General features: G+C 59.7%; 18 protein-coding genes. 17 read left to right on the top strand and 1 reads right to left on the bottom strand.

Annotated features, from left to right (window positions below; translation table 11 throughout):
* Positions 1-37: 37 nt before the first annotated feature.
* The 12 genes from DXC52_RS00245 to DXC52_RS00300 all read left to right on the top strand — a co-directional run bounded on the left by DXC52_RS00245 (position 38) and on the right by DXC52_RS00300 (position 11,102).
* Complete coding sequence (locus DXC52_RS00245) at positions 38-730, top strand: GntR family transcriptional regulator (protein ID WP_117745681.1); 693 nt, start codon at positions 38-40, stop codon at positions 728-730.
* 125 nt (positions 731-855) lie between these two features.
* A complete protein-coding gene (locus tag DXC52_RS00250) occupies positions 856-1,878 on the top strand; it encodes a LacI family DNA-binding transcriptional regulator (protein WP_158554555.1) in 1,023 nt (340 codons plus the stop codon).
* A gap of 42 nt (positions 1,879-1,920) precedes the next feature.
* Positions 1,921-2,415, top strand: a complete 495-nt coding sequence (locus DXC52_RS00255; RefSeq protein ID WP_117745683.1) for a type II toxin-antitoxin system RelB/DinJ family antitoxin — start codon at positions 1,921-1,923, stop codon at positions 2,413-2,415.
* Positions 2,402-2,773, top strand: coding sequence for a DUF86 domain-containing protein (locus tag DXC52_RS00260; RefSeq protein ID WP_117745684.1), 372 nt, complete (start codon positions 2,402-2,404; stop codon positions 2,771-2,773). Before DXC52_RS00255 ends, DXC52_RS00260 begins: the two co-directional genes overlap by 14 nt.
* Before the next feature lie 134 nt (positions 2,774-2,907).
* Positions 2,908-4,245: a glutamine synthetase family protein gene (locus DXC52_RS00265; protein WP_117745685.1), complete on the top strand. Its 1,338-nt coding sequence runs from the start codon at positions 2,908-2,910 to the stop codon at positions 4,243-4,245.
* Between the two features lie 50 nt (positions 4,246-4,295).
* On the top strand, positions 4,296-4,958 hold the full coding sequence (locus tag DXC52_RS00270; protein ID WP_006234733.1) for a response regulator transcription factor: 663 nt from the start codon (positions 4,296-4,298) through the stop codon (positions 4,956-4,958).
* 208 nt (positions 4,959-5,166) lie between these two features.
* Positions 5,167-6,627: a S1C family serine protease gene (locus DXC52_RS00275; RefSeq protein WP_117745686.1), complete on the top strand. Its 1,461-nt coding sequence runs from the start codon at positions 5,167-5,169 to the stop codon at positions 6,625-6,627.
* A 447-nt stretch (positions 6,628-7,074) separates the two neighbouring features.
* Positions 7,075-9,303 (top strand): NAD-dependent DNA ligase LigA, encoded by a 2,229-nt coding sequence (ligA, locus tag DXC52_RS00280; RefSeq protein ID WP_117745687.1) that lies wholly within the window; start codon positions 7,075-7,077, stop codon positions 9,301-9,303.
* A 284-nt stretch (positions 9,304-9,587) separates the two neighbouring features.
* Positions 9,588-9,980 (top strand): type II toxin-antitoxin system Phd/YefM family antitoxin, encoded by a 393-nt coding sequence (locus DXC52_RS00285; RefSeq protein ID WP_158554556.1) that lies wholly within the window; start codon positions 9,588-9,590, stop codon positions 9,978-9,980.
* Complete coding sequence (locus DXC52_RS00290; RefSeq protein WP_117745689.1) at positions 9,977-10,399, top strand: PIN domain-containing protein; 423 nt, start codon at positions 9,977-9,979, stop codon at positions 10,397-10,399. Before DXC52_RS00285 ends, DXC52_RS00290 begins: the two co-directional genes overlap by 4 nt.
* Positions 10,400-10,507: 108 nt before the next feature.
* Entirely contained in the window at positions 10,508-10,777 is a 270-nt protein-coding gene (locus DXC52_RS00295; RefSeq protein WP_117635874.1) for a type II toxin-antitoxin system prevent-host-death family antitoxin, read from the top strand.
* On the top strand, positions 10,767-11,102 hold the full coding sequence (locus DXC52_RS00300) for a type II toxin-antitoxin system RelE/ParE family toxin (protein ID WP_117745690.1): 336 nt from the start codon (positions 10,767-10,769) through the stop codon (positions 11,100-11,102). Before DXC52_RS00295 ends, DXC52_RS00300 begins: the two co-directional genes overlap by 11 nt.
* A gap of 137 nt (positions 11,103-11,239) precedes the next feature.
* On the opposite strand, the gene DXC52_RS00305 is transcribed toward DXC52_RS00300, so the two are convergent.
* Complete coding sequence (locus DXC52_RS00305) at positions 11,240-12,586, bottom strand: MATE family efflux transporter (protein ID WP_117745691.1); 1,347 nt, start codon at positions 12,584-12,586, stop codon at positions 11,240-11,242.
* Positions 12,587-12,903: 317 nt separating this feature from the next.
* Between DXC52_RS00305 and DXC52_RS00310 the strand changes: the two genes are divergently transcribed.
* From DXC52_RS00310 to DXC52_RS00330, 5 genes are all read left to right on the top strand, one after another.
* The gene (locus DXC52_RS00310) at positions 12,904-13,941 is read left to right on the top strand and encodes a hypothetical protein (RefSeq protein WP_117745692.1); all 1,038 of its coding nucleotides are present in this window, start codon (positions 12,904-12,906) and stop codon (positions 13,939-13,941) included.
* Positions 13,942-14,176: 235 nt separating this feature from the next.
* Positions 14,177-15,232, top strand: a complete 1,056-nt coding sequence (gene moaA, locus DXC52_RS00315) for a GTP 3',8-cyclase MoaA (RefSeq protein WP_233504692.1) — start codon at positions 14,177-14,179, stop codon at positions 15,230-15,232.
* Between the two features lie 4 nt (positions 15,233-15,236).
* Positions 15,237-16,523 carry a molybdopterin-guanine dinucleotide biosynthesis protein B gene (mobB, locus tag DXC52_RS10365; protein ID WP_117745693.1) on the top strand — a complete coding sequence of 429 codons (1,287 nt, stop codon included), beginning with the start codon at positions 15,237-15,239 and terminating at the stop codon, positions 16,521-16,523.
* Between the two features lie 265 nt (positions 16,524-16,788).
* On the top strand, positions 16,789-18,075 hold the full coding sequence (locus tag DXC52_RS00325) for an MFS transporter (protein WP_158554557.1): 1,287 nt from the start codon (positions 16,789-16,791) through the stop codon (positions 18,073-18,075).
* A gap of 224 nt (positions 18,076-18,299) precedes the next feature.
* Entirely contained in the window at positions 18,300-19,121 is an 822-nt protein-coding gene (locus DXC52_RS00330; protein ID WP_117745695.1) for an HAD family hydrolase, read from the top strand.
* The last annotated feature ends 503 nt before the right edge of the window (positions 19,122-19,624 follow it).

Raw genomic sequence — 19,624 nt, forward strand, 5'->3', positions numbered from 1 at the left:
GATATTCGACAAACCGTGGGCTTCATCCGAGGGCTTTATGGAACAACACCAGCATTATCAGAGCCTGCAAGACCAGGCATACAACGCATTGCGCTCCAAGATCATCTATGCCGAGCTCAAGCCTGGCACGCGCCTTTCGGCGATTGGTCTGGAAAAGGAGACGGGAATCGGGCGCACGCCCATTCGCGAGTCCTTTGTGCGCCTGCGTGAGCAGGAGCTGGTGGAAACGCGTCCCAAAAGCGGCACTTATGTCTCAAAAATCAGCATGGAGCGCGCCGAGAACGCCTGTTTCTTGCGCGAGAAGCTCGAGAGAAGCGTGCTCATTAAATGTTGTTCGGCTGCTACGCCCGAGCAAAAGCAGCGGCTTGAGCAGATTCTTGCCGAGTCCGAGTCACTCGACCATAGCGAAACACGTCGCTTTTTCGATCTGGACAACTTGTTCCATGAGACATGTTTTGAGATTGCCGATCGTCACATGTTGTGGGATTGGATGAAGAGCATCAACACGCATTTTGAGCGATACAACTGGTTGCGTATGGTGTCGCAGGATCTGGATTGGGAGCCGATTCGTCGGCAGCATCGCCGGATTCTCGAGGCCATTAAGAGGGGCGATACCGATGCGGCGAGTTATCTGGCAGAGACGCACTTGCACCTGATGCCCGAGGAGCAGGGCCCGGTTATCGCCTTGCATCCCGACTACTTTGAGCTGCCTAAAGACTCGTCTATCTAGCCCATCATCGCATCTGCTCGAGACGTAAAAACGACGCTGCTCACCTACAGCGTTTTGCAACCGAGATTTTTAAAAAAATGCCTAAAATGGCTCAGACTGCTGACAATTGGGAAACGGGGTGCGCCATGGCGCAGATGAGAATCAAGGACATTGCCGCCGAGGCGGGCGTGAGCCCGGCCACGGTCTCGCGCTATCTCAACAACCGCCCCGGGCAGATGACCGAGGAAACCCGCGCTCGCATCGCGGCGGTTATCGAGCGCACCGGCTATCGCCCACGTGCTGCCGCGCGCAATCTGCGCAGCTCACGCACCAACCTCATCGGCGTGATTCTGGCCGACATCGCCAACCCGTTCTCGAGCGCTATGCTTGAAGGACTTTCCGCCAGCGCCGCCGCGCGCGGCTGCTCGCTCATGACGGCCATTAGCGGCAACGATCCCGCCAAGGAGGCCGAGTCGCTCACCAGACTTATCGATGCCGGCGTGGACGGCCTGGTCGTCAACACCTGCGGAGGCAACGACAAGGCGATCGCCGCGGCCGCGGGACGCCTGCCCGTTGTGCTGCTCGACCGCGACGTTGCCGACGGCGGTGTCGATCTGGTGACATCTAACAACCGTGAGCTGGTCGCCGGCCTGGTAGACGCCTTGACCGCCGCTGGCAGCGAGCGCCTGTGCCTGCTCACCGAGGCAAGCGACGACAGCCCCGTGCGTCGAGAGCGCGCCGAGGCCTTTACCGACGAGCTGTCGCGCCGCGGACTTGCGGGCGAGGTTGTCACCCTGGCCGACGGTGGCGCCACGGGCATCGGCCGCTTGGACGAGACCATCCGCGGCTATGCAGGCAAAAAGCTCGGCCTCATTGCCGTCAACGGTCTGGTCTTCCTGCGTCTGACCGAGGCGCTGGCGCAGCTTGGTCCCTCGCTGCCGGCGGGGCTCAAGATCGCGACGTTTGACGACTACCCCTGGAACCATGTGCTCTTTGGCGGCGTGACCACGGCCGCGCAGGACACCCTCACCATTGCCGAGCGCGTGGTCGAGCGCCTCTCCGAGCGCATCGACGTTGTTACCACCACCGTGGGCGAGGCCGCAAAGCTGGCGCCCAAACGCATCGAGGTCCCCGGCCACATCGAACACCGCGCTTCCACCTCGCGCTAGTTTGTGTGATAATATATAGACAATGTCATACAGGAGGTATCCATGGCTGCGTCTGTGCTGAGTGTGCGAGTGGACTCGTCAATTAAAGACTCATTTGCCGAGCTGTGCGAAGAACTTGGCATGTCTTCATCTGTTGCGGTCAATATGTTTATGAGACAGATGCTGCGCGAGCGTTCGCTGCCGTTTGTTCCTTCACTCGGTAAAAGCTCTGCGAGCGAAAGCGTCTCGGCGGGCATTTTAGATACTGCCCAGATTGAGTCCGCAGTCCGCGAGGCAGCCAGCTCGATTCCTGCTATCAAAAGCGTGATTCTTTTTGGTTCGTATGCTCGTGGCGAGGCACATGCCGATAGTGATATTGACTTGCGTCTCGAAGTCGATCGTGAGCAGGGCTTTGGTCTTTTCGCGTTGTCGGCGTTTGGTGAGGCGGTGCGCAAAGAAACCGGGAGGCAGGTTGACCTCGTCTCGAGCGACCATCTTGATGACGATCTTGCCGCGGTAATCGAGCGCGAAGGAGTGATCCTTTATGATCGCGCGTAAGTCAGACGGTCTCCGCGCCCAAGAGGTTTTGGAGGCCATCTCCGAAACGAACGAGCGCATCAAGGCTTTTGATATCACCGAGGACCAGTTTCTGCATGCGAATGACGTACGGACGAGGGCGTTGGCGGACTCCCTTTTGATGTGTGCGCTTAGGGTGACGGAAGAAGCGGGCAAATTGTCGGAACGCTCGCAGCGGCTTCATCCCGAAATCGAATGGCGTGGAATTGTCGGCATGAGAAATTATCTTGCGCATGATTACGGCAATGTCGACCGCTCGGTTGTTTGGGATGCGGTGACGATGGAGTTCCCCACGCTGGAACGAGCCTGTAGACAAATTGTCTCCGAATCTGAACGCTAGCCGCTCGTTCGCAACTGCCTGTTCGCGCACGTTTTTTGAGCGCTTGATACGCTTTAACCCTGCGGAAACATTTTTCTGCGATAGTATCTGCGATATAGACCAGTCGAAACCCGCCCGAAAGAAAGGGGAGCGACATGAACCAGCAGAACATCGATTACGTACTCCGCTCCGTAGAGCAGCGCGACATCCGCTTTGTGCGTCTGTGGTTTGTCGACATTCTCGGCCGCCTCAAGAACTTTGCCATTAGCCCCGAGGACCTCGAGGTCGCTTTTGAGGAGGGTATTGGCTTTGACGGCTCCGCCATCGAGGGCTTTGCTACGCCCGAGGAAGCCGACATGCTGGCGTTTCCCGATGCTTCGACCTTCCAGATTCTGCCGTGGCGCCCGAGCCACAACGGCGTCGCCCGTGTGTTCTGCGACGTGTGCACTCCCGATCGCAAGCCGTTTGCCGGCGACCCGCGCGATGCCCTGCGCCGCATGTTCCGCAAGGCCGAGAAGGCTGGCTATCTGCTCAACGTGGGCGCCGAGCTGGAGTATTACTACTTCCCCGACGAGCATACCCCTGAGCCGCTCGACAATGTGGGCTACTTCGATCTTTCGGTGAGCGATGCCGCTCGCGACCTGCGTCGCAACACGGTCCTCACGCTCGAGAAGATGTCCGTGCCCGTGGAGTACACCTTCCACGCCGCCGGTCGCTCGCAGCACGGTATGAGCCTGCGCCACGCCGAGGCCCTGAGCATGTCCGACGCCATCACCACGGCCAAGCTCATCATTAAGCAGCAGGCTTACGAGAGCGGGTGCCACGCCTCCTTTATGCCCAAGCCGCTGGCGGGCGAGGACGGCAGCGCTATGTTCCTGTGCCAGTCGCTATTCGACCACGACGGCAACAACGTCTTTTGGGGCGAGGACGACGAGAAGTATCACCTCTCCGATATCGCCAAGCACTACATGGCCGGCATTCTGGCACACGCGCGCGAGATCAGCGCTATCACTAACCCCACGGTCAACTCGTACAAGCGCATCACCACGGGCGGCGATTCCGTGCCGCAGTACGCCACGTGGGGCCTGCGCAACCGCGCGAGCATGGTCCGCATTCCGGTCTACAAGCCCGGCAAGCAGCTGTCCACGCGCATCGAGCTTCGTAGCCCCGACCCCATGGCCAACCCGTACCTGGTCAACGCCGTCACGCTGGCGGCTGGTCTGGACGGCATCGAGCGCAAGCTGGAACTCCCGCCCGAGGCAACGGCCGAGACGCTCAAGCTTACCGACCGTCAGATGCTCGAGGCCGGCTACACGCCGCTGCCGCGCTCGCTCAAAGAGGCGCTCGACGTGTTTGAGGACTCGCAGTTTATGAAGGATGCCCTCGGCGAGCACATCCACAGCTTCTTCCTCAAAAAGAAGCGCGACGAGTGGCATAAGTTTGAGTCTACGATCACCGAGTGGGAGATCAAGCACTACCTGGCGAACTCCTAATCGCGCTGGCTTGTTCCAGTACGATTGAGCTCATTTCTTTGGAGGCCGATATGTCCGAAAAGAGTGCCCTGTTCATGGCGCGCACGACGCGCTTCCACGAGTTTGCCCGCAGCTTGACGACCACCCTGGGTGTCGAGGTGAGCCTGGCAACCCCCGATTCGCCGACTGCGGCGCACGACTTTGACCTGCTGATTCTCGATTCCGATGGCATCCGCAGCGACCGCATCGATCAGATTGCCAAGTGGCTTGACGATCGTGGCGGCGTCCCCATGTTGGTGATTGTCGACGACGAGGCGCTCGGCACCCTGCGTCTGCCGAACCACGCGCATGCCGACTTTGTATGCCCCACGGCGACGCCCAACGAGCTCAAGGCTCGTGCGCAGCGCCTGATGGGCGAGGAGGAGACCGTCACCGCCGACGATGTGCTCAACATCGATAACCTCGAGATCAACCTGGCCACCTACCAGGTGACGCTCGATAACGAGCCCATCGACCTGACGCTGATGGAGTACTCGCTGCTGAGCTTTTTGGCGACGCATCCCAACCGCGCCTACAGCCGCGAGGTGTTGCTGCACCGCGTGTGGGGCTTTGAGTACTGCGGCGGCACGCGCACCGTCGACGTGCACATTCGACGCATCCGCTCCAAGGTGGGCCCGCAGATCGCGGCGCACATCACCACCGTCCGTGGCGTGGGTTATCTGTTTAAGGACTAGATTTCCACCACAAAGGGGACAGGCACCTTCGTGGTGGTTTTGCCGCATGCGTGGATCCCTTTCGAGTTTGCAGCAGAACTTAAGCCTTCCTAAAAGATTGCGTTCTCATACACGTTCGCCCGCATATTGGGGTACAACTCAACGTGAACAATGATGGCCCGCCACATGTTTGGCGGGCCTTTGGTTATTTGACGAAAGGATCGCAGCTATGAGCGAGTACGATTCCCAGCGTCCCCAGGATGCGGGCAACGCCGGCGAGACCCAGCAGCAGCCGCGCGTGCAGGTGGAGTCGACGCCTGCCGGTAGCAACATTCCCTACGTGCAGGCTTACGACACGCAGACCGGAAAGCCGCTGGGCAGCCAGCAGGTTGTAAACAAGCACACAGTGGTCAAAACCAAGACCAAAAAGTTGCCGATCTTTATTACGGCACTCGCCGGCTGTGCCTGCGGCGCCCTGCTGGTCATTGCGCTCATTATGAGCGGCACGCTCGATATCGATGGCGGCAAGAATGCCGTGACGGCGGGTGCTTCGGGTTCATCGACGCAAAAGATTACGATTGATTCCGAGGACACCACGCTGGCCGAGGCCGTTTCTGCCAAGGTATTGCCCTCCGTGGTTTCCATCACCGCCACTTCGAGCGGTAGCCAGAATGGCTCGCTTTCGCAGTCTGCCGACAAGTCGGACAACTCGGGCAGCGTCGGTTCGGGCGTGGTGCTCGATACCGAGGGCCACGTCCTCACCAACAACCACGTGGTCGATGGCTATGACCAGTACGTGGTTACCATGGACGACGGCACTACATATGAGGCCGAGTTCGTTGGCAACGACGCCTCGAGCGACCTGGCCGTCATCAAGCTCAAGGATGCCGATGCCTCCAAGCTCACGCCGATCGAGATTGGTGATTCCTCCAAGCTCAACGTGGGCGAGTGGGTCATGGCGATTGGCTCGCCCTTCGGCAACGAGCAGTCTGTCTCCACCGGTATCGTCTCGGCGCTGTATCGCTCCACGGCCATGAGCTCTACCAGCGGTAACACCATCTATGCCAACATGATCCAGACTGATGCCGCCATCAACCCGGGCAACTCCGGCGGCGCGCTCGTCAACGACAATGGTGAGCTGGTGGGTATCAACTCGCTCATCGAGAGCTACTCGGGCTCCAGCTCGGGCGTGGGCTTTGCCATTCCGGTTAACTACGCCAAGAACATTGCCGACCAGATCATCGACGGCAAGACGCCGGTGCATCCGTACATGGGCGCCACGCTTTCGAGCGTCAATGCGCTTAACGCCCGCACCAACAAGCTGAGCACCGATAGCGGCGCGTATGTGGCGAGCGTCGTTGAGGATGGTCCTGCTGCCAAGGCCGGCATTCAGGAGGGCGACGTCATCACCAAGCTGGGCGACGACGAGATCACGAGCGCCGATGGCCTGATCATCGCGCTGCGCAGCCACGAGGTGGGCGAGAAGGTCGAGATCACGCTCATGCGCGGCAAGGAAGAGAAGAAGGTCACCGTCGAGCTGGGCTCCGACGAGGAGCTGCAGAACCAGCAGCAGGACGACAGTTCGACCGACACCGGCAACGGCGGTATTACCGACGATCAGCTGCGCCAGTACCTGGAGGAGCTGCTGGGCCAGCAGGGCCAGGGTCAGGGCTACGGTCAGGGATTCTAGCGAGCCGTTTTACACATATCGAAGCAAGAGGGGCTGTCCCGCCAGCGCGGGACAGCCCCTCTTTTCTTATTGATCCGTTGGGGACGGAGGAAAACGGATCACTTGTGGCTGGCAAGAGGCCTGGTTCGTAATGGTCTGGACAGTTAGTTCAGATACGTATAAATCTGGGGCAGCTTGGGATGCGTTTTGAGCAATTTTTGATTGGGATGGGGTTTGAATGGGTGTTTGGGAGGGCGAGCGGGACGTTTACATGGTCTCAGGGAGCCCAAATTAGTTGAAACAGGGGTGTTCGTGCCTAATCCAGCTCTAGGATTTATACGTATCTGAACTAACTGTCCACCCCAGTCTGGCGGCTGCCGATTCGGTGCGGTTTGAGACCGCTATTCGGCCCCTTTGCGACCGGTGGTACTCTAGTATCCGTTTGAAATCGAGCGAAGGAGTGCCGCTATGGAGCAATCGAGCCTGTTTGGGGACGGCGTGGACATCGATACCGAAACGCCCGCGAGCGCGGATGCCGCCGCACCGGCCGACGCCCGTGCCCAGGCGGCAGCGCGTGCGGCCGAGCTGCGCCACGAGCTCGATTACCACGCCTATCGCTACTACATGCTCGATGCGCCCGAGATCACGGACGCCGCCTTTGACAAAATGCTCGTTGAGCTGCAGGAAATCGAGTCGACCTACCCCGACCTGGTGACGCCCGACAGCTATACCCAGCGTGTGGGCGGATACGTGAGCGAGCAGTTTACGCCGGTAACGCACATGGCACGCATGTATTCCATGGACGATGCCATGGACCTGGACGAGCTCGACGCGTGGCTCCAACGCACCGAGGATGCGCTCGGCGCCGGTAGCGTCACCTATACCTGCGAGCTCAAGATCGACGGCCTGGGCGTGGCCCTTACCTACCAAAACGGCACCTTCGTACGTGCGGCCACACGTGGCGATGGCACCACGGGCGAGGACGTGTCGCTCAACGTGCGCACCATCAAGGATGTGCCCATGCACCTGTCCGAGCCGGCGCTCGCCCACATGGGCGCCGACCGCGAGCGCACCATTGAGGTACGCGGCGAGGTCTACATGCCCAAGGGCAGCTTTGTTCGTCTGAATGAAGAGGCCGATGCCGAGGGCCGCGACCCCTTCGCCAACCCGCGCAACGCCGCCGCCGGCAGCCTGCGCCAAAAGGATCCCAAGGTCACGGCGCGCCGTGATCTCGCTACCTTTATCTATGCCATCGCCGATACCGACCCGCTGCACGTCCACAGCCAGCGCGAGTTCCTCGATTGGCTACGTAGCGCCGGCTTTAGCGTCAACCCCAACGTGGCTCGTTGCGCCACGCCGGCCGAGGTCCACGAGTTCTGTGCTCAGGCGCTCGAACATCGCGGTGACCTGGACTACGACATCGACGGCGTGGTCGTAAAGGTCGATAGCTTTCAGCAGCAGCTCGACCTGGGCTTTACCGCCCGCGCGCCGCGCTGGGCCATCGCCTTTAAGTTCCCGCCCGAGGAAAAGCAGACCGTCCTGCGCGAGATACGCATCCAGGTGGGTCGCACCGGTGTGCTCACGCCGGTCGCCGAGTTCGACCCGGTGACGGTCGCCGGCTCCACCATCGCGCGCGCCACGCTGCATAACATCGACGAGATTCGCCGCAAAAACGTGCGCGAGGGTGACACTATCATCGTGCACAAGGCAGGCGACGTGATCCCCGAGGTCGTGGGCCCGGTGCTCGATAAGCGCCCGGCCGACAGTGTTGACTGGCAGATGCCCGAGGTCTGCCCCGTGTGCGGCAGCCCTGTGGTCCACGAGGATGGCGAGGTCGCTTACCGCTGCGTCTCCATCGACTGCCCCGCGCAGCTCAAGGAGCGTCTGCTCCACTGGGTGAGCCGCGGCTGCATGGACGTCGACGGCCTGGGCGACGAGATTGTCGACAAGATGATCGCCGCCGGGCTGATTCACGACGTCGCAGACTTCTACCAGCTCACGGTCGACGATATCGCCGGCCTGGACACGGGGCGCACCTATGCCAGCTCCAACAGCAAAAAGGGCGTCAAGAAGGGCGACCCCATTCCGGTAGGCCTTAAGACGGCCGAGAAAATCATCGCCGAGCTCAACAAGTCCAAGAGCCAGCCGCTCGGTCGCGTGCTGTTTGCCCTGGGCATCCGCCACGTAGGCAAGAGCGTGGGCGAGGTCATCGCCGAGCGATTCCTGTCGATCGACAAGCTCATCTTGGCGAGCGAAGAGGACATTGCCGAGTGCGAGGGCATCGGTCCCAAGATTGCGGCGAGCGTTAAGCAGTTCCTGGCCGTGCCCGAGAACCTTGCCGTGCTGGAGCGTCTGCGCCAGGCGGGCCTGTCGCTCGAGGTCGACCTGGGCGCCGCACATGCACAGGCCGCAGCCGATGCCGGCGTGGCGGGCGAGCTCGCCGACGCACAGCCGCTCGCGGGTCTGACCTTCGTGCTCACTGGCACGCTCGTCAACCGCACGCGCGACGAGGCGGGCGCGGCGCTCAAGGTGCTCGGCGCCAAGGTTTCGGGCAGCGTGTCAAAGAAGACGAGCTACCTGGTCGCCGGTTCCAAAGCGGGCTCCAAGCTCACCAAGGCCGAGCAGCTGGGCGTGCCCGTGCTGGACGAGGACGCACTCGAGCAGATTCTGGCTACCGGCGAGGTGCCCCAGGCTTAGGACATCGATAATCAAATTAGAAAACCTCCCGGAAAGGTTGATACTTTCCGGGAGGTTTTTATTTGGGCGTGGTGGCGGGCAGCATGATCTGCGTCATGTAGGTTGCCGAGGGTGACCCTGCGGAGCGGTGTCGTTCCGGAGCGATAGAAGATTCATACAAAGCAAAGGGGCCTCGCAGTGAGGTCCCACAACGGGGCTGCCCCATTGTAATGAGTTTTATACACTTTAACATTAACATTAACGTGTATACTTAGCAGTAAAGATATATGTTGAGAGGAGCAGTTATGGTTACCGTCGCGTTTTCGGAGCTGCGCCAAAACCTTACGCAGGTGGCCGAAAGGGTTGCCAATGATGGCGAGGAGGTTGTGGTCTTCAAGCGGAGCAAGCCGTTGTTCAAAATCGTGCCGCTCGACTATCAAGGCCCGGTTGCAGTGGAATATGATGCTGCCCAGGAGCGTGGGGGCACAAAACCGACGTGCGGCTCGGACAAGCCCAAGCGCGACATGGGTACGATGTGGCATCCCAAGATCACCTGGAAGGAGATCCGTGAGATGCTCGCGGAGAATGAGGACTACCAGGAGTATCTCGATATCGTGGCTAACATGCCAAAGGGAACGCCGCTCGATACGATGACGGTTGAAGATGAAAAGCGCGTCGCGAGGGAGCGCTACCTATGAGGGCATTTCTCGATACCAATTTTCTGCTCGATTGTGTGCTGCCGGGCCGGCCGGAGCACGCAGCGGCGCAAACGATCAAGGGGCTCGTCGACGTGGGGCTTATCGAGGGCGTTGTTTCGGCCTGTTCTCTCAAGGACGCGTACTACATTCTCACTAAACAGGCAGGCGAGGCGCGCGCCCGCGAGGTAGTGCGCGACTGTCTTAAGAGCTATTCGGTAGAGCCTCTCGACCAAGAAGCTTGTTTTACCTCCGCCTATTCCGATGAGCCGGACTTTGAGGACGGCTGTATCCGTGCGATGGCCGAGCGTGCCGGCGTGGACTTTATCATCACGCGTGACCGCGCTGCTTTTGTGCGCTCGACCATCAAGACCTTCTCGCCTGCAGAGTTCATCCGTGCGTTTCCGATTCCGGAGGAGTAAAACCGCCATATCGGGGACTGTCCCCGGCATGGCGGTTATCCTGTAGCCGACGCTCGTTAGCTGAGCTATACTTCATAATTATGTACACAATTATGTTAGGAGTGTGCCATGCCTGTTTGCGTTCCAATTAAAGATATGCGGGACACCGCGAAATTCTCGGAGCTCGTTGAAACTACTACTGGTCCAGTGACTGTTACAAAAAACGGCTATAGCAAATTTGTTGTACTTCGATCCGAGGACTACGACCTCATGGTTCAGGAACAGGCTAAGGCTCGTCTGATGGCTCGTATAGCTGTGGCCGAGCGGGAGCGTGCTGCTGGCACGGCGCGTGATGCCTTTGAGGCTCTCGATGACCTTGAGGCAAAATATGGCCTATAACGTCAAGATTCTGCCTACAGCTGAACAAGAAGTTGACGATATCGTTGATTATCTATTGGGGCATGGTATTTTTACTGCCCGGCACTTTCTTGATAAATACCGTAGCCAGCTCCAGCTTCTTCAAAGTGGTGTAGTTGACTACGGCTTATCGAAGTTACCCGAGCTTGCAGTGCTTGGTTACCATGCTTGCCTCGTTAATTCTTATGTAATGCTTTATTACTACGATAACGAGGACGTTGTGATTGCCCATGTTTTTCACCAAAGCCAAGATTATGCTGCATTGGTGATATCTAGAAATCGATTCGAGTTGCTGGATGATGATTAGTAAGAACCGCCCGGAAGCATGATGCCTTCCGGGCGGTTCTTACTTTGCTGGGGCAACCGGCACCGCGATCCGCGTCACTTGGGTCGCCGGGTCGTCGCTGATGATGTCGTCGATAAGGGCGATTTCGCGTTGCCCCGCTACGCTGCCAACTTGTCAAAAGCCCCGCGTCGGTTGAGCACGGTAAACGCGACAACACAGATGACTGCCGACAGAATCGACCCGCACGGCGAAGCGATGCCCATGGGAAACAGCGTGTCGGAATAGGCGTTCGACAGCAGCCACGCGCCCGGCACGCGAATGAGCGCCACGGCCAGCACGTTGTGCGCAAAGCCGATGTAGCTCTTGCCGTATGCAGCGAAAAAGCCGCTAAAGCAAATGTGGATGCCGGCAAAAATCGCGTCGAAAATGTAGCTGCGCATATAGCCGGTGCCGGCGGCGACTACTGCAGCGTCCTTGGCAAAAAAGCCGATAAACGCCGGTGCCACCAGCCACATCAGCACCGTGATCAGGCAACCGTACACCACCGAGATGGTCATGGCGTCCTTGAGCACCTGACGCGCGCGGTCGCCCTTGCCCGCGCCGGCATTTTGCGCTGTGAGCGCGCTGACGGTAGCACCCATGGAGCTCGGCACAATGAACAAAAAGCTGATCATCTTTTCGACCAGGCCCACGGCGGCGGCGTCGACGAGCCCTCGGTGGTTGGCGATGACGGTGATAAACATAAACGCCACCTGGATGCAGCCGTCCTGCACGGCCACAGGCACGCCGATCTTAAGAATGCTGCCGAGCACCTCGGGCTGGGGGCGCAGGTCGCTGCGCTTAACGTGGATGTTTGTGCGGCGGCTCTTGAGCCACACGAGCGCGAGGGCAACGCTGGCCGTCTGCGCGGTCACCGTGCCGAGCGCCGCGCCCACGGGGCCGAGCCCCATGTGGCCGATAAACAGAAAGTCGAGCGCGATGTTGATGATGCACGCCACGCCGATCACGTACATGGGCGAGCGCGAATCGCCCAGCCCGCGAAAGATGGCCGAGAGAATGTTGTACGCGGCGATAAACGGAATGCCGACAAAACAGATACGCAGGTAGGCGGCGGTTCCTTCGACTGCCTCGGCCGGCGTGCCAATGAGCGCCACGATTTGCGGGCACAGTGCGAGCAGGATGGCGGCCAGCACCACCGAGACGCCCATAAAGAGCGTGATGGTGTTGCCGATGGCGGTCTCGGCGCGGTCAAACCGGCGCGAGCCCACGGCGTGGCCGACGATGACCGTCGTGCCCATGGCCAGGCCCACGAGCGTCACGGTAATGATATAGAGCGTCTGCGCACCATTGCCCACGGCGGTGATGCCGGCGGCGCCGCTAAACTGCCCCATCATGTACAGGTCGGCCATGCCGTAGAGCATCTGCAAAAAGTACGAGAGCATATAAGGCAGGGCAAAGACCGCGATGGTCTTAAGGACATTGCCGCGTGTGAGGTCGTGTTCCATGGGCGGGGCTTTCTGGCTGGGTTCGTTTACGTACCAGTGTAGTGAAAACCCTACAACGATTGTAGAGTCAAGGTTTGTGTTGGCAGTGGGGCGAAAATAGTCACGCTCCAAGCACGATGCTTTGACCCCTCCGTGCCTCTCACCTCGCCTCAAACCATCACAACATTCGGCGTTTTTTGCCAAAATCGGGAAAAGCATCGAATGTTGTGATGGTTTTTCTACCACTCGACCGGGTGGAATCGCTTTCTTGCGCACGAAGGTGTGCGAACCCGTGAGCAGGGGAATAAGGTTGGTTATCCGACTCCATTGGAGGGCTCATGGACCTGCCGATTGTCCTGTCCCATAAGACTGCCTGGCTGTACCACAACGTGGCGCGCCCGTCCGAGCCGCTCTCGCGAGCAAGCAGCCTATACGATGAGGACTCGCTTGCTAACGAGGCGGAGCCGACCGCGAGCCTGCCCAAATTGGGACTCGATGCCAAGGGGCTGAGGGCTTCAACGGCAGTTGGGATCGTTACCGACTATCTGGTTTCGCTTGGTATTCCACGAGAAGAGCTCGATCATATCGACACGCTCGTCAACTTCGATTTTGAGCGCTCGACGCCGGCTGGATTCAGGTGCCACGTGTTTGGAGCGCCGGTACCTTCAGACCATCTTATCGAGGTGGCAGAGGGCCTTCTAGTGGTTGATGAGGCCATGTGCTTTGTCCAAGCGGGTTCGTGGATGAGCGAGCCCGAGCAGCTGGAATATGGCTACGAAATCTGCGCTCGATACCATTTGAATCATCTGTCGACAGGCGATTATATCGAGATGGGGCAGAGGTATACCGTTGCCGACTTGATTGCCTATTGCAATGAGAACCGATCTCGTCAGGGGGCCATACGCGCGGCCGCCGTGCTCAAGCGCGTGCACGATGGCGCGCGATCGCCCATGGAGACGGCCACTGCAATCATGGTCGTAGCAAAACGTTCCCAGGGCGGGCTGGGATACGCCAAGATCGAACTCAACCATCGGGTCAATGTTCCCAACGAGTTCAAGTATCTCGCAAAGGCCGGGTATTTCGAGATCGATGTATATGCGCCTGCAAGCGGTACAGGGATTGAATACAACGGCTCGGACCATCTTGATAAACAGCGCAGCGCGTCGGATGCGGAGCGTATGACCGTGCTGAGCGCGCTGGGCTTTAGGATGATCGTCCTCACCGGGACTCAGTTTGCCCACCAGCTGCAATTGCACCGGGCGATGAACGCCATCGCGCTCGCTATGGGCCTTAAGTGCGACCGAAGCGAAGCGTTCCAGAAACGTCAAAACGACCTGCGAGAATTCGTGATTCGACACTGGGACGGCGGCCTTTAGGGGCGTTTTGGTCCTTCTACGGGGTGCCGTGGGCAGGCAAGCCATCACAACATTCGACGTTTATCGCCAAAAACGGGAAAAGCATCGAATGTTGTGATGGTTTGTATGCTGAGGATGGGCTTGGGAAGCCGGTCTTGCTCGAAGCGACCTGTCCTGTCGTACGGGTGTCGGCATGATTCTCTCGTGGGGTATTATGTTTTCCGAAGAATAAAACGCCGTGTGAGGGGAGGGCTGCGTGGACGGGCACGTGCAACATGACGGCTTTGGCCGCGATATCAACTACCTGCGCATTGCCGTTACCGACAAGTGCAATTTCCGCTGCATCTATTGCATGCCGGCCGATGGCGTGGCGCCCCGCGCGCATGACGAGCTGCTCAGCGCCGAGGAAATCGCCCGCTTTGTGCGCTTGGTAGCGGGGGAGGGCATTCGCCGCGTGCGTCTGACGGGCGGCGAGCCTCTGGTCAGCCGCCGTATCATCCCGCTTATTCGTGACATCCGCGCGATCCCGCAGATCGAGGACATCTCGCTCACCACCAACGGCGCCCTGCTGCCCAAGCTGGCGCCGCAGCTCAAAGATGCCGGGCTTAACCGCGTCAATATCTCGCTCGACACGCTCGATCCCGCGCTCTTTGGAAAGATCACGCGTCTGGGCCGGCTCGAGCAGACCATGGCCGGCATCGATGCAGCGCTAACCTGGGGCTTTGAGCCGGTTAAGGTCAACTGCGTGGTGGTCCGCCGGCTCAACCAGGATGTGGCGGCCCTCGCGCGGCTCACGGTCGACCGCCCCATTCACCTGCGCTTTATCGAATACATGCCTATCGGCGATGAGCACACGAGCTCGCATTGCGCCGTGGATCCGCACGCGCCCACGCTCAATCCCGAGCTGTGGGACGCGAGCGACACCGTGCCGAGCGACGAGCTGCGGGTACGCATCAATGCCGGCGCCGCTGCGGCGGGCCTGGGCGAGCTTGAGCCGCTCGATATCAATGACGCTCCTGCCGGCGCCGGTCCTGCGCGCTACTGGCGCTTTCCGGGTGCGGCGGGCACGGTCGGTTTCATTAGCGCCATGTCCAACCATTTTTGCGCGAGCTGCAACCGTCTGCGCCTGACGGCGGACGGCAGCGTGCGCCCCTGCTTGTTCAGCGATGCCGAGTATTCGGTGCGTGAGGCGTTGCGCCGTGGTGATGATATGCAGGTACTTTCGATTTGGCGCGATGCCGTGGCCCACAAACCGCAGGAACACGCGATAATTGAGGGCACGCAACGATTTATGTCCCAAATCGGAGGATGATCATATGGCCAAGAGCAGGTACGCCGATGCCACCAAGGCCGCTCGCAGGGCCGCGATGTCTGCCCACAAAGCCGCGGCCGCGGCAAGCGATGCCGACACGTCCGTGCAGCCGTCTGTCAGCGCTGTCGTCGAGCCCGCCCGTGACGCCCGTCGCGATGAGCTGACGCATGTGGACGCCAAGGGTGAGGTGCGCATGGTCGACGTGTCCGACAAGGCCGAGACGCATCGCATCGCCATTGCTGAGGGCACCATCCTCATGCACCCCGAGACGCAGGCCATGGTGCTGCAGGACCGCGCCAAAAAGGGTGACGTGCTTGCCTGCGCGCGCGTGGCGGGCATTATGGCCATCAAACGCACGAGCGACATCATCCCCATGTGCCATCCGTTGCTCATTACCAAGAGTAAGTGCGACATTGCGCCCATTGCTTCGGCGGGGACGCCGGCCGAGGACGTGCCCGAGGGCTGGGCGCCGGCGCGCGCGGACGGGCAGGTTGGCTTTTATGTTCTGGTTACGGCGGGCGTGACGGGCAAGACGGGTATCGAGATGGAGGCTCTGACCGGCGCGAGTGCCGCGTGTCTGACCATCTATGACATGTGCAAGGCAGTTGATCGCGGCATGGAGATCGTCGACGTGCGCCTGCTGCACAAGGAGGGCGGCCGCTCGGGCGTGTGGGATCGCGCAGAGCGTCAGGCCGCTGCTGCTGAGGCTGCCGCCGCAGACGGTAGCGCACCCGTCGCCGTCGCGCCTGCAGCTCCGGCCCCGGCTGTCCCCGCGATCGCGTTTATCGGCTACCAAAACTCGGGCAAGACCACACTTGTCGAGAAGGTTATCGCCGAGCTCACCCGCCGCGGCCTGCGCGTGGGTTCGCTCAAGCATCATGGGCATCACGGCTTTGATATTGATGTGCCCGCTAAGGACACCTGGCGCCATCACCAGGCCGGATCCAAACACGTGGGCCTCATCTGTGCCACGCGCTGGGCGGAGTACGCCGACACGCGCGAGGAGGACGAGATGCCCGCGCGCGAGCTGCTGTCGCGCTACAACGATGTCGACGTGGTGATCATCGAGGGCTACAAGACCGAGGGCTTCGACAACATCGTGGTCGCGCGCTCCGGTGTCGACCGTCTGCGCGGCAAGAGCTCGCTCGATCTGGTCGACGGCCACACGCTGGCCCTTGCCTGCAACGAGGCCCTGGCGCGTCAGGCCTTCGACGCCGGCTTTGCGACCCGAGCCATCAACATCAACGACGCCCGAGCCATCTGCGACCTTATTCAAGATCATCTGGCCTAAAACCTGCCAAAAAGGGACAGGTTTATTTTGGCAGGTTTTATCAAGGAAAACGTCATTACCACCACAAAGGGGCCAGGCTCCTTTGTGGTGGTTTTTGCTTTGGTAGATGTGTGGGACATGCCTTACAATCTACCAAATAGTTCATGACGGGCAAAAAACGGAGAGAAGGGGCTTGATGCGTCCTTAAAGTTTCATGCGGATAGATTGATTTGACAGACGGTGGCGAATGCCCGCCGCCCGTATTCGTATGAAACAAGGAGTCTCCATGCTCATCCCTCTTCTCTCAAAACCTCAATCATCGCTGCCCGTGCAGGCCAAGCGCCTGGTGGCAATGCGCTTTCTTATCTACACCGGTTTTCAGACCAGTCATTTTATCGGCGTTATCGGAACGCTCACCTATGCGGACGATGCCTCGGTCGTGGCGACATCGCTGGCCGTCCTGTTTATGAATGTTTTTGTAATCCTGGGATCCTTTGCGGGTGGCGCGGCACTCGACGCCTGGGGGCCACGTCGTCATTTCTCGCTGAGTATCGTCGCCACGTTGGCAACCGGCGCGGCAATCCTCGCCTTTGGCAGCGCGACCGGAACAGTCCTTGCCGGCGCGGTACTCCTGGGCTTTGTGATGGGATTCGCCCAGCCCATCGCCACGTCCTATCCGGCGTATCTCACCGACGACCCCGTCGAGCTCAAAGACATCAACTCCGCCATAACCATGTTCTCCAACGTGAGCATTATCGTCGGCCCCACACTGGGCGGCTTTGTCGCGGCGGGTGCATCGTCACGCGCGGTGTTCGTGCTCATGATGATCTTTACCGTACTGGCGCTCGTCGCCGGTTGGGGCTTTAGGCCGCAAGCAGGTCGTGCCGCCGCGCGCAAAAGTACTCCCGCGGATGGCAGCACAACGGCAAGTACTGCCAGTCAAAACTCCGACTCCAGTAAATCCACCCGCGCCACCTTCGCGACCAGCATCAAGACGGTCTTTACCAACAGCGTCCTCGCCCTGCTGTTCTGCATTATCTTCCTTTCGAACTTTGGCTATGGAGCTTTCGATCCGTTGGAGTCGTTCTTCTACCGCGATGTTCTGCATGTCGGTGTTGAGTGGATGGGCTGGCTCTCGTCGGCCAGCGGTGTGGGCGCGGTGCTTGGCGCCGTTGTTGCGCTCCGTTTGCCGCCGCGCTTCGTCAGCCTCAAAACGCTGCTCGTGGCACTCATGTCCGTGGGCCTGGGAAGTTTGCTCTATGTGGGGACACCGTACGTGGGCGTAGCCCTCGTCGGCCAGATTGTCCTGGGCGTGGCCTGGGGCGTTGTCAACCCGCTCCACAACACAATCGTGCAAACGACGTCCCCGCTCGAGCAACTCGGTCGCGTGAACTCGGTCATGGGCTTTGGCAACATGTTCGCCGGCGTGGCCCCGCTGGCGATTGCCCCGTGGCTGGCGGCGACGTTTGGCGTGCAGCAGACGCTCGTAGGGGCGGGCATGGTCGTGACGGCGGTTCCCGCGGCGCTGCTGCTGTTTGGACGCCGGCACTTGGATCGTGCCGCAAAGCAGTAAAAACCATCACAACATTCGATGAAAATCGCGATTTTGCCGAATGACGTCGAATGTTGTGATGGTTTGCGCCCCGGGCCATGCCATCCTGCGGGTCCGGCCACCACAAAGGGGACAGGCGCCTTTGTGGTGGGTTTTGCTTTGATAGGCCGCGCCTGCGCCTTGGTATACCATGTACACCACTTTCGACCTCATCCAGCACCGTCGCACAACTCAGAAAGGCCCCCATGGACACCACCTTCAGCCACATCAAAGCCGTGTTCTGCGATATCGACGGCACGTTGCTCACGAGCCAGCACACGGTGTCCCCGCACACCGTGGCGGCGATCCGCGCCCTGCGCGAGCGCGGCGTGCTCTTTGGCCTGTGCACCGGGCGCGACGCCCAGGCGACCGAGGCCATGTTTGGGCTCTGGGGTATCGAAGGCCTGGTAGACGTGCTGGTGGGCTGCGGCGGCGCCGAAGTCATCGACCGTGCGCATGACATCAACGAGCTGAGCTACCCGCTGCCAGGCGAGACCATCGCGCACATCTGCGAGCACATGGCAGACCTGCCGGCAACGCCCGTTTGCCCTCGGGACGGCGTGCTCTATGTGCCCGAGAGCAATGCATGCGTCGAGCACCTGTCGCGTGTCGATGGCGTGCCCTACAAGGTGGTCGACTTTGCCGAGTTTTTGCGCGAGCCGCAGACCAAGGTGATGTTTACCATGGCACCCGAGGCGATGCCGCAGGTCATCGAACGGGCGTCGTCGCTCGCCGACGACACCGTTAAAGCGGCTGCTCTACAGACCACGCAGCGACTCTACGAATTCATGGATCCGCGCGTGTCCAAGACGCGCGGCCTTGTGCGCGTGGCGGAGCTCAACGGCATGGAGCTCCAGAACATCTGTGTGTTTGGCGATGCCGATAACGACACCTGCATGGTGACCGACGCCGGCGTGGGTGTGGCCATGGCAAACGGCAGCGATGCCACCCGCTCCGCCGCCGATTTTGTAACCGCCAGCAACGACGAAGACGGCATCGCGATCTTTATCGAGGAACATCTGCTGTAGCGCTAGGGCGGAATCACCACAATGGGGACAGGCACCTTTGTGGTGGCCTCAGGCGATTTGGGCGAATTGATACCTAAAATCTGCGCGTAAATTCAAATATGGTTGTCTGAACATTACGCTTCCAACCACCGATGGGCTAAAGATATTCTCATCAGTTTGGCAGGGTATTACTCCCGGTAAATGACCTACCGCTCATGGTCGATTTTCGACTGTTTACAGGATGTTTACTCTTGAGCAAAATGTTGTGCAAATAAATCTAATGCCATTAAAAAATGATAGACAACTATATTACCAGCAGAAACAAAAAATAGATAGCGAATAAACGAAGGTAAATCTGAGCAAATGTCAAGAGAATTGAGAATTCGCTACAAAACAATCGGTTATCTTGTTCAGATGTTCAAACAATCGCTACAATATGGATTACTAAGCGTGCGCAATTACAGATTGCGCAGATACGTTTGATAGTGAAAGAGCAAGATCGCGGTCTCTTGGGGAGGAGACAT

Origin of the sequence: Collinsella sp. TF05-9AC (genome assembly GCF_003438495.1) — a bacterium.
Taxonomy (GTDB): domain Bacteria; phylum Actinomycetota; class Coriobacteriia; order Coriobacteriales; family Coriobacteriaceae; genus Collinsella.

Coding starts and splice junctions, on each gene's coding strand:
- DXC52_RS00245 (WP_117745681.1), top strand. CDS start 38: ATGGAACAACACCAGCATTATCAGAGCCTGCAAGACCAGGCATACAAC.
- DXC52_RS00250 (WP_158554555.1), top strand. CDS start 856: ATGGCGCAGATGAGAATCAAGGACATTGCCGCCGAGGCGGGCGTGAGC.
- DXC52_RS00255 (WP_117745683.1), top strand. CDS start 1,921: ATGGCTGCGTCTGTGCTGAGTGTGCGAGTGGACTCGTCAATTAAAGAC.
- DXC52_RS00260 (WP_117745684.1), top strand. CDS start 2,402: ATGATCGCGCGTAAGTCAGACGGTCTCCGCGCCCAAGAGGTTTTGGAG.
- DXC52_RS00265 (WP_117745685.1), top strand. CDS start 2,908: ATGAACCAGCAGAACATCGATTACGTACTCCGCTCCGTAGAGCAGCGC.
- DXC52_RS00270 (WP_006234733.1), top strand. CDS start 4,296: ATGTCCGAAAAGAGTGCCCTGTTCATGGCGCGCACGACGCGCTTCCAC.
- DXC52_RS00275 (WP_117745686.1), top strand. CDS start 5,167: ATGAGCGAGTACGATTCCCAGCGTCCCCAGGATGCGGGCAACGCCGGC.
- ligA (WP_117745687.1), top strand. CDS start 7,075: ATGGAGCAATCGAGCCTGTTTGGGGACGGCGTGGACATCGATACCGAA.
- DXC52_RS00285 (WP_158554556.1), top strand. CDS start 9,588: ATGGTTACCGTCGCGTTTTCGGAGCTGCGCCAAAACCTTACGCAGGTG.
- DXC52_RS00290 (WP_117745689.1), top strand. CDS start 9,977: ATGAGGGCATTTCTCGATACCAATTTTCTGCTCGATTGTGTGCTGCCG.
- DXC52_RS00295 (WP_117635874.1), top strand. CDS start 10,508: ATGCCTGTTTGCGTTCCAATTAAAGATATGCGGGACACCGCGAAATTC.
- DXC52_RS00300 (WP_117745690.1), top strand. CDS start 10,767: ATGGCCTATAACGTCAAGATTCTGCCTACAGCTGAACAAGAAGTTGAC.
- DXC52_RS00305 (WP_117745691.1), bottom strand. CDS start 12,586: ATGGAACACGACCTCACACGCGGCAATGTCCTTAAGACCATCGCGGTC.
- DXC52_RS00310 (WP_117745692.1), top strand. CDS start 12,904: ATGGACCTGCCGATTGTCCTGTCCCATAAGACTGCCTGGCTGTACCAC.
- mobB (WP_117745693.1), top strand. CDS start 15,237: ATGGCCAAGAGCAGGTACGCCGATGCCACCAAGGCCGCTCGCAGGGCC.
- DXC52_RS00325 (WP_158554557.1), top strand. CDS start 16,789: ATGCTCATCCCTCTTCTCTCAAAACCTCAATCATCGCTGCCCGTGCAG.
- DXC52_RS00330 (WP_117745695.1), top strand. CDS start 18,300: ATGGACACCACCTTCAGCCACATCAAAGCCGTGTTCTGCGATATCGAC.